Annotated in this window: 1 pseudogene; it reads left to right on the top strand. The window is 41.7% G+C overall.

The features are described from left to right. Positions 1-288: pseudogene (locus tag HC176_RS16970) on the top strand (nucleoside recognition domain-containing protein); the annotation flags it as partial. Positions 289-410: the final 122 nt, after the last annotated feature.

Here is a 410-nt window from a genome sequence, read left to right on the forward strand (position 1 = left end):
GTTTTTGTCGGCACCCTGGCTACGATTTACAGTGTGGGCAGTGATGAAGAAGAAACGATCAAGGCGAGGATGGCTTCAGAAACCAATCAAATCCTTGGCGGACCTCTCTTCACCTTCGCAAGCGGAATTAGTTTGCTGCTTTTCTATGCCTTTGCCATGCAGTGCATGAGTACTCTGGCAATTGTAAAAAGGGAGACCAACACCTGGAAATGGCCTATGTACCAGTTAGTAACAATGACGGCAATAGCTTATTTGGCAGCTCTTATTGCTTTTCAAACATTAAAATAAGATGGAACTACTTCAGGAAATATTAGTCTTTATCACCTTCGCAATAGCGGTGGGATATATGTTTACGAAATTCGTCTATAAACCTAAATTTATCTTCGGAAGCAAGAAAAAAAGCGGCAAAG

The sequence above is a fragment of the Tamlana crocina genome (genome assembly GCF_012037625.1).